Annotated in this window: 9 protein-coding genes; 7 read left to right on the top strand and 2 right to left on the bottom strand. The window is 61.5% G+C overall.

Going from position 1 to position 7,120, the window contains the following annotated elements:
- Window positions 1–193: 193 nt before the first annotated feature.
- A complete protein-coding gene (locus FEM54_RS19910) occupies window positions 194–904 on the bottom strand; it encodes a CerR family C-terminal domain-containing protein (protein WP_138452617.1) in 711 nt (236 codons plus the stop codon).
- Between the two features lie 112 nt (window positions 905–1,016).
- Between FEM54_RS19910 and FEM54_RS19905 the strand changes: the two genes are divergently transcribed.
- From FEM54_RS19905 to FEM54_RS19880, 6 genes are read left to right on the top strand one after another with little or no spacing between them, the layout of a single operon-like run.
- Window positions 1,017–2,126 (top strand): HlyD family secretion protein, encoded by a 1,110-nt coding sequence (locus FEM54_RS19905; protein WP_099549689.1) that lies wholly within the window; start codon window positions 1,017–1,019, stop codon window positions 2,124–2,126.
- Complete coding sequence (locus FEM54_RS19900) at window positions 2,119–3,687, top strand: DHA2 family efflux MFS transporter permease subunit (RefSeq protein WP_138452615.1); 1,569 nt, start codon at window positions 2,119–2,121, stop codon at window positions 3,685–3,687. Before FEM54_RS19905 ends, FEM54_RS19900 begins: the two co-directional genes overlap by 8 nt.
- The gene (locus tag FEM54_RS19895) at window positions 3,684–5,105 is read left to right on the top strand and encodes an efflux transporter outer membrane subunit (RefSeq protein WP_138452614.1); all 1,422 of its coding nucleotides are present in this window, start codon (window positions 3,684–3,686) and stop codon (window positions 5,103–5,105) included. The genes FEM54_RS19900 and FEM54_RS19895 overlap by 4 nt, the downstream gene beginning before the upstream one ends.
- Before the next feature lie 31 nt (window positions 5,106–5,136).
- Entirely contained in the window at window positions 5,137–5,670 is a 534-nt protein-coding gene (locus FEM54_RS19890) for a GNAT family N-acetyltransferase (RefSeq protein WP_138452612.1), read from the top strand.
- The gene (locus FEM54_RS19885; RefSeq protein ID WP_138452611.1) at window positions 5,671–5,922 is read left to right on the top strand and encodes a hypothetical protein; all 252 of its coding nucleotides are present in this window, start codon (window positions 5,671–5,673) and stop codon (window positions 5,920–5,922) included.
- A gap of 27 nt (window positions 5,923–5,949) precedes the next feature.
- Window positions 5,950–6,183 carry a helix-hairpin-helix domain-containing protein gene (locus FEM54_RS19880; RefSeq protein WP_138452609.1) on the top strand — a complete coding sequence of 78 codons (234 nt, stop codon included), beginning with the start codon at window positions 5,950–5,952 and terminating at the stop codon, window positions 6,181–6,183.
- A 177-nt stretch (window positions 6,184–6,360) separates the two neighbouring features.
- Here FEM54_RS19880 and arr read toward each other — a convergent pair whose 3' ends face one another.
- On the bottom strand, window positions 6,361–6,777 hold the full coding sequence (gene arr / locus FEM54_RS19875) for an NAD(+)--rifampin ADP-ribosyltransferase (RefSeq protein ID WP_138452607.1): 417 nt from the start codon (window positions 6,775–6,777) through the stop codon (window positions 6,361–6,363).
- Between the two features lie 119 nt (window positions 6,778–6,896).
- Here arr and FEM54_RS19870 point away from each other — a divergent pair.
- A partial coding sequence (locus FEM54_RS19870) for a hypothetical protein (protein WP_138452605.1) occupies window positions 6,897–7,120 on the top strand: 224 nt, incomplete at its 3' end.

The following is a 7,120-nucleotide window of genomic DNA, read 5'->3' as shown; positions in this document are numbered from 1 at the left end:
TAAAGGCACTGCAATGTTCCTGAAAGAACTCAGCGACTGGGTTTGGCGCTGCTTCGCAGCCCAACGCAGGCGGTGCGACGATTCGACAAGCCTGCTCGCCACAGGAGAAACTGGCTGCCTTGAAAAGTTGTGTAGGTACCTAGGGCCATCGCAGGCAAGCCAGCTCCCACATACAAGCAATTCGAAAAAATCATCAAGCCGGGCGCACATCCCGCTGCCTGGCCAACCCTTCCAGCGTAAACCGTGCCTGCATCAGCACCACATCGCGCACCGCCTCCATCTCCTTCTGATTCACCTCGGTCCACTTCAGCGCTTCCAGCAACTTGGGCTTCTGCACCCGAAACGCCAAGCCCTGGGTGAACAGCGCCATGGAGTGAATCACCGTGCGCTCGTCTTCCACGGCAAAGCCGGAAAGGCGCGCGATCAGTTGGCGTATGACCCGACCAATGCGTGCCTTGAAGCGGTCTTCAAAGGCGGTGGTTGCGCTTTGCGGGCACAGGCCGGCCTGATGACGATCCATAAATGCGCGCCAGATCGTGGTCTGGGGGCTGTCCTGGATGGTGGAGACCACCGTACCCAGAATGCCCAGCGAGACGTCGATCAAGGTTTTATCGCTCGCCTTGGCATCCGCCAACGCGGCCTCGGCCGCTTCCACGCACGGCGACATCTTGCGCCACAGCAGCGTGATCAAATGCTCGACACACTCCAGGTACACGCCTTCCTTGCCATCGAAGTAGTACTGGATCGCGGGCGCATTAACCCCGGCAGCCGTGGCGATGTCACGGGTGGACGCGCGGTCATAGCCGCGTTCGCCAAACACCTCGACCGCCGCTTCGACGATACGTGCGCGGGTTTCTTCACCGCGCTGGTAACCACCTTCGGCAGCAGGTTTATGTCGTGCCATGTGCAGCTCCTCTCGAATACCGGACCAAAATATACCAGTTGACAAAAATTCGCGAAAAATAGAATTTATTCCATCCGATATAAAACCGGCTCTCACAAACAGGAATGACTCGATGTCCGCTGCAACACCCTCCCCTCAGGTCATTCCTGAAGACACCGTTAATGGCCAGCGCAGCAAAGCGCGCCGCATTCTCCTGAGCATCGCCACCCTCGCGCTGCTGGGCGGCCTTGGCTGGGCCGGGTGGTGGTGGCTGAACGGGCGCTTTGTCGAAACCACCGACGATGCCTACCTGCAGGCCGACAGCATCAGCGTAGCGCCCAAGATCAACGGCTATGTGGCCGAGGTGCTGGTCAGCGACAACCAGAACGTCAAGCGTGGCGACGTGCTGGTGCGCCTGGATGCGCGCAAATACCAGGCGGTGAGCGACGAAGCCTCGGCGACGATAGCTGCGCGCAATGCCGACTACGCCAAAGCCCAGGCCGACCTGGTACAGCAAGATTCCACCATTGCCGAAGCCCGCGCCCAATTGCAAGGCGCCCAGGCCGACGCACAACACGCACAAACCGAAGTGGCCCGTTATGCACCGCTGGCCCGCTCCGGCGCCGAGCCAGAAGAACGCCTGGCGCAACTCAACAACCAACTGGCGCAGGCACGCAGCACCGTGGCGGCCAAACAGGCTGCACTGCGCTCCAGCGAAACCCGCTACGGCACCCTGCAAGCCCAACTCAAGCAGGCCCAGGCGCAACTCGGCGTGGCCAAGGCCAGCGAAGCGCAGAGCCAGCTGGATGTGGATGATGCGGTGATCCGCAGCCCGCTCGATGGTCGGGTCGCCGACCGTGGCGTGCGCGTCGGCCAGTATGTGCAGCCCGGCACGCGTTTACTGACGGTGGTGCCGATCAGCGCGATTTACCTGACCGCCAACTACAAGGAAACCCAGATCGGCGCCATGCGCCCCGGCCAGGCTGTGACGGTACACGTGGATGCACTGCCCGGCCGCAACCTGCAGGGCCATATCGACAGCCTGTCGCCCGGTACTGGCGCGCAGTTCGCCTTGCTGCCGCCCTCGAATGCCACCGGCAACTTCACCAAAATCGTGCAGCGTGTGCCGGTGAGGATTGCCCTTGATGTACCCGATGATATTCGCGCGTCGTTGATGCCCGGCCTGTCGGCCACCGTCGAAGTCGACACGCGTAGCCACGCGGCGGATGCCAACCATGGCTGAGGCGCTGATGGCCGAGGCCGTCGCCGAAAAACCGCGCAACGCCTCGTTGACCGACTGGATCGCCGTGGCTGCCGGGGCATTGGGCGCCTTGCTGGCGACGCTGGACGTGTCGATCACCAACTCGGCGCTGCCGCAGATCCAGGGCCAGATCGGCGCGACCGGCACCGAAGGTACGTGGATCGCCACCGGCTACCTGATGTCGGAGATCGTCATGATCCCGCTCGCCGCATGGCTGACGCGGGTATTCGGCCTGCGCCGTTTTCTGATCGGCACCGCGCTGATGTTCACCGCGTTTTCGATGTTCTGCGGCTTGTCCTCCAGCCTCGGTGCGATGATCGCCGGGCGCATCGGCCAGGGCTTTGCCGGCGGCGCCATGATCCCCACCGCGCAGACCATCGTGCGCACGCGCCTGCCCCCGCACCAACTGGCGATCGGCACCACCATGTTCGGCATGACCGTGATTCTCGGCCCGTTGCTGGGCCCGGTGATCGGCGGCTGGCTCACGGAAAACATCAACTGGCGCTGGTGTTTCTTTCTCAACCTGCCCATCAGCATTGCGCTGATCACCTTGCTGATCACCGGCCTGCCGACCGAGCGCATGAACCTGCAACGCTTTATCAGCGCTGACTGGTTGGGCATCCTCGGCCTGGCCATGGGTTTGAGTTCGCTGACCGTGGTGCTCGAAGAAGGCCAGCGCGAACACTGGTTTGATTCGCTGCTGATCATCTGGCTGAGCATCGCCACCGTCACCGGGTTCTTCCTGATTGCCCTGGGGCAACTGCGCTCAACAACCCCGATCCTGCGCCTGCAACTGGTGCTCAACAAAAGCTTTGGCAGCGTGCTGTTGATCGGCACAGCGGTCGGCGCCGGCATCTATGGCACGGCGTACCTGGTGCCGCAATTCCTGGGCATTTTGTCGGGCTACAACGCGCAGCAGTCGGGCGCGATCATGCTGTTATCGGGGATTCCGGCGTTTGTGTTGATGCCGATTCTGCCGAGAATGCTGGGCCGCTACGACCTGCGCTGGATGGTCGGCGCCGGGCTGTTGCTGTACTGGGCCAGTTGCTACGTCGACACTACGCTCACCACTGACAGCGTTGGCCATGACTTTATCTGGTCGCAACTGCTGCGCGGGTTCGGGCAGATCCTGGTGATGATGCCTCTAAGCCAATTATCCATGCGCTCGGTGCAAACCCACGAAGCCGGGGACGCCGCCGGGCTGTACAACATGTCGCGCAACCTGGGCGGCACCATCGGCCTGGCCCTGCTCGGCGTGTTGATGGACCGGCGCAGCCACTTTCACGACGACATGTTGCGCGAAGGCATCCAGGCCAACAGCCAACTGGCCCAGGACCATATGGCCAGCAGCACCGCCAGCTACCTGGCACAAACCGGTGATGCCTCCACCTCACAGCTGCAAGCCTTCGCGCAACTGGCCAATGACATCGCGCGGCAAGCCTCGGTCATGGCCTACAACGACTCGTTTTATCTACTGGGACTGGCGATGCTGGCGTGCCTGCCCCTGATCTTTATTCTGAAAAAGCGCACGGTAACCCGATGATCCCTCGCAAGCTTCCTCTTCTGCTCAGCGTTGCGCTGCTGTCCGCCTGCACGGTCGGCCCCGACTACCAGGGCGCACCCAACGTCGCGCCCAAAACCCTGGCAGCCGGGCGCTTGCCGCATGCCGATAACACCTCCGCTGGCGCACCCGCTGTCGCGCAGTGGTGGCGCACGCTGGGCGACGCGCAGCTCAACGAACTGGTGGACAAAGCCCTGCGCAACAGCCCGGACATCGCCACCGCCCAGGCCCGGTTGAAGCAATCGCGCGCCAGCCTTAGCGGCGCACAGGCCAACGCGATGCCCAAGGTCAGCGGTGATGCTGCGATGCTCAAACTGCGCTCGCCCGACACCTCCGCGCTGGGTGGCAACAGTGGCGGCGGCCGCGGCCCGCTGAACCTCTACCTCGCCGGCTTCGATGCCAGTTGGGAAGCCGACCTGTTCGGCGGCACCCGTCGCGCCGTCGAGGCTGCGCAGGCCGAAGCCGACGCGTCCCAGGCGCAACTGGCCGATGCCCAGGTGCAACTGGCCGCCGAAATCGTCCAGGCCTACACCGACCTGCGCGACCAGCAAACACGCCTGGCACTGGTGGACTCCAGCGTCGACATCGAAAACCAGGCCCTAAACCTCACCCAGCAACGCCGCGAGCGCGGCGTGGCCTCGCAACTGCAACTTGAACAAGTCATCACCCAAGCCGAAAACACCCAGGCCCAGCGCCTGCCTCTGCAAGCCGCCATCGTCGAATCCCTCGACCAACTCGGCCTGCTTTGCGGCCTGGAGCCCGGCGAACTGGATAGCCAACTCGCCACCGCCCGCGCCCTGCCCGCGCTGCCCAGCGCCGTGCCGCTGGCAGACCCGGCAGCGGTGCTGAAGGCGCGCCCGGATATCCGCATGGCCGAGCGTAAGCTGGCGTCGAGCAACGCACAGATCGGCGAAAAAACCGCCGACTGGTTCCCCAAACTCAGCCTCACCGGCGACCTCTCCTTCTCGGCCAGCGACCCCGGCCACCTTGCACGCAAAGACAGCGGCACCTGGCTGATCCTGCCGCGCATCACCTGGAACGCCCTCGACTTCGGCCGCGTCGCCGCCAGCGTCAAAGGCGCCGAAGCCGGGCGCGATGAAGCGCTGGCGCAGTACAAGAGCGTGGTGTTGAGTGCATTGCGCGACGCGGATGTGGCCTTGGCACGCTATGGGCATCAGCGTCAGAATGTGGTGCTGCTGCGCAATGTGGAATCTTCGGCAGTACGCGCCGCCGACCTGACCCGCCAGCGTTATCGCGCGGGCACGGCCAGCACCCTGGATTGGCTGGATGCCGAGCGCACGCGCTACCAGGCGCAAGAGAGCCGGATTTCCGGGGATGCTGAACTGCTGAAGGATTTTGCGTCGTTGCACAAGGCGCTTGGGTTAGGCTGGACGCTGTAGAGGGTTCTACGCGCATAAACCAAGGAAGAACATGATCTCTATTCGTAAAGCGACAACCGCCGATATCGATACGCTGCGCGAGGTCGGTTGCCAGACCTATCGCGAGCATTTTTCGACGTTATGGTCGCCTGCCGGCATGCACGGTTTTCTTGAGCAGGACTTTTCGCCCAGTGCGCTGCGCCAGTCACTCGAGTTGCCAGGCAGGCATGCGTGGTTTATTGCTTGTGATGAACAAGGCAAAGCCGTCGGGTTTGCCAAAGTGAACGGGGCAGTGCCTGCACCGTTAACCGGTGAAGTGGGCGCGGAGCTGCAGAAAATCTACCTGCTCAAATCCGCCGCCGGCAGGGGTTACGGCAAACAACTGTTGCAGTGTGTTCGCGATGAAGTGGCGCAACGTGGTGAGCATTTACTGTGGCTGGACGTGCTCAAAACCAACGTCAGTGCACAGGGCTTTTATGAGGCATTCGGGTTTCGGCGCATGGGCGAAATCCCCTTCAGCACGGACCTTGCCGACATCGGGATGGTCGTCATGGGACTTCAATTGAAACAGCAGGCGCAGCGCTAAATGGCCGAACTGATAGAGGGGCTCGACGGGCCCAGAACCGCACAACAAGAACTGTTTTACGACCTTGACGATGCACGCGCAGTTATCGGCTGGTCGGTGGTGGAGCTGACGGCGATGGCCGCGAACGGTAGAACACCCGAAGAAGCAGTGGCCCTGATGAAAATGTGCGCATTGCTGGCTGCGCAACAAGCAAAGCTTGGCGTGTACGCCGAAGAGGTGAAGGCACAGCGTATTGTCCGCGCTGAGGCCTAGCGAGTAATAAAAAAAAGGAATTTATACATGCCGTTTTCATTGGAAGAAAGAACCGCCTTGCTCGCTCTCAAGGGCGTAGGCCCCACCGTGATTACACGGCTGGAGCAGTTGGGCATTGACTCATTGGAAGTGCTTGGAAAGTCGAACGTGAGCGACATTCTCGCGCAAGCATCGGCAGCAGTCGGGTCGACCTGCTGGAAAAACAGCCCCCAGGCACGGGCAGCCATTACCGCGGCTGTGGCGCTCGCGCAAAAAACCTGACAAAAAAGTGTAAACCACAGCCCAAATGCTGCACGTTTTATGACCATCACCCATCAATTTAAGGCGAACACCGTAACTGTGGCGAGCAGGCTTGCCCTGCGTTGGGCTGCGAAGCAGCCCCCATCTCACTCTAACTGACTTACCACGCCGCCTGAATAGGCTTAGCTCGCAGCTCAATCAGTCGATAATCACATCGCGACCTTCCGCCTTCAAACGGGCAAGGTTGTCCTTCATCTGCTGCAACCGCTCAGGCGCATGCCCCTGCCACTTCGTCACCTCAGCCACCACCCGTAGCGGCTCCAACGAGCGATAGGACAGCGTCGGGTTACCGGCAAATTTCTTATCCGTCACGTTGGGGTCATCCAAGATTGGCCCGGTGGCCTCTACCACGTAAATCCGTTCTGGACCGTCACCCAACGCCAGCTCGGCGCCCCAAATCGCAGCGTCCAACGTGCCCGCGAAATACACCCAGGACAGTGGCTTGCCCGTCGTGAAGTTGGAGGGGTAGCCGACGCGGATGGTGTCGCCTGGCTCCAGGTCAGCCCGGGTGCCGTGGAAGAACTGACGGGTAAATACGCCGGCAATAGTGGACATGGGCTGGGTGATCCTTGGAGGAAGGGAGTTGGGGGTAATAACACAAAAAATGGATGAAATGGAGAAGCCAAAACAATGATGGCACTGTAGCATCACCGCTTTTCTTTTGAGGCCCCCGCGTGAACAAGAAATTTCTATATTGCACCGCCGCGCTCATCTCGTCGGCAGCTGTCGTTTATGCCTTCGCCCTTTACGTCCGTGTGGATCCGTCGATCGAATTCTGGGTTTTACATGCGCTCGTTGCGCTCATCTTGGTGATCATGCACGTGGCTGCACACCTTGGCGCACTCGCTGATAACAAAGCGTTTCTGGAGGCAATAAACCGCCTTCCCACCGTGCGCAT

This window comes from Pseudomonas edaphica, assembly GCF_005863185.1.
Lineage (GTDB): Bacteria > Pseudomonadota > Gammaproteobacteria > Pseudomonadales > Pseudomonadaceae > Aquipseudomonas > Aquipseudomonas edaphica.
The sequence above is the reverse complement of the archived record's forward strand: the minus strand, read 5'-3'. Positions and strand labels throughout refer to the sequence as shown.

Coding starts and splice junctions, on each gene's coding strand:
- FEM54_RS19910 (WP_138452617.1), bottom strand. CDS start 904: ATGGCACGACATAAACCTGCTGCCGAAGGTGGTTACCAGCGCGGTGAA.
- FEM54_RS19905 (WP_099549689.1), top strand. CDS start 1,017: ATGTCCGCTGCAACACCCTCCCCTCAGGTCATTCCTGAAGACACCGTT.
- FEM54_RS19900 (WP_138452615.1), top strand. CDS start 2,119: ATGGCTGAGGCGCTGATGGCCGAGGCCGTCGCCGAAAAACCGCGCAAC.
- FEM54_RS19895 (WP_138452614.1), top strand. CDS start 3,684: ATGATCCCTCGCAAGCTTCCTCTTCTGCTCAGCGTTGCGCTGCTGTCC.
- FEM54_RS19890 (WP_138452612.1), top strand. CDS start 5,137: ATGATCTCTATTCGTAAAGCGACAACCGCCGATATCGATACGCTGCGC.
- FEM54_RS19885 (WP_138452611.1), top strand. CDS start 5,671: ATGGCCGAACTGATAGAGGGGCTCGACGGGCCCAGAACCGCACAACAA.
- FEM54_RS19880 (WP_138452609.1), top strand. CDS start 5,950: ATGCCGTTTTCATTGGAAGAAAGAACCGCCTTGCTCGCTCTCAAGGGC.
- arr (WP_138452607.1), bottom strand. CDS start 6,777: ATGTCCACTATTGCCGGCGTATTTACCCGTCAGTTCTTCCACGGCACC.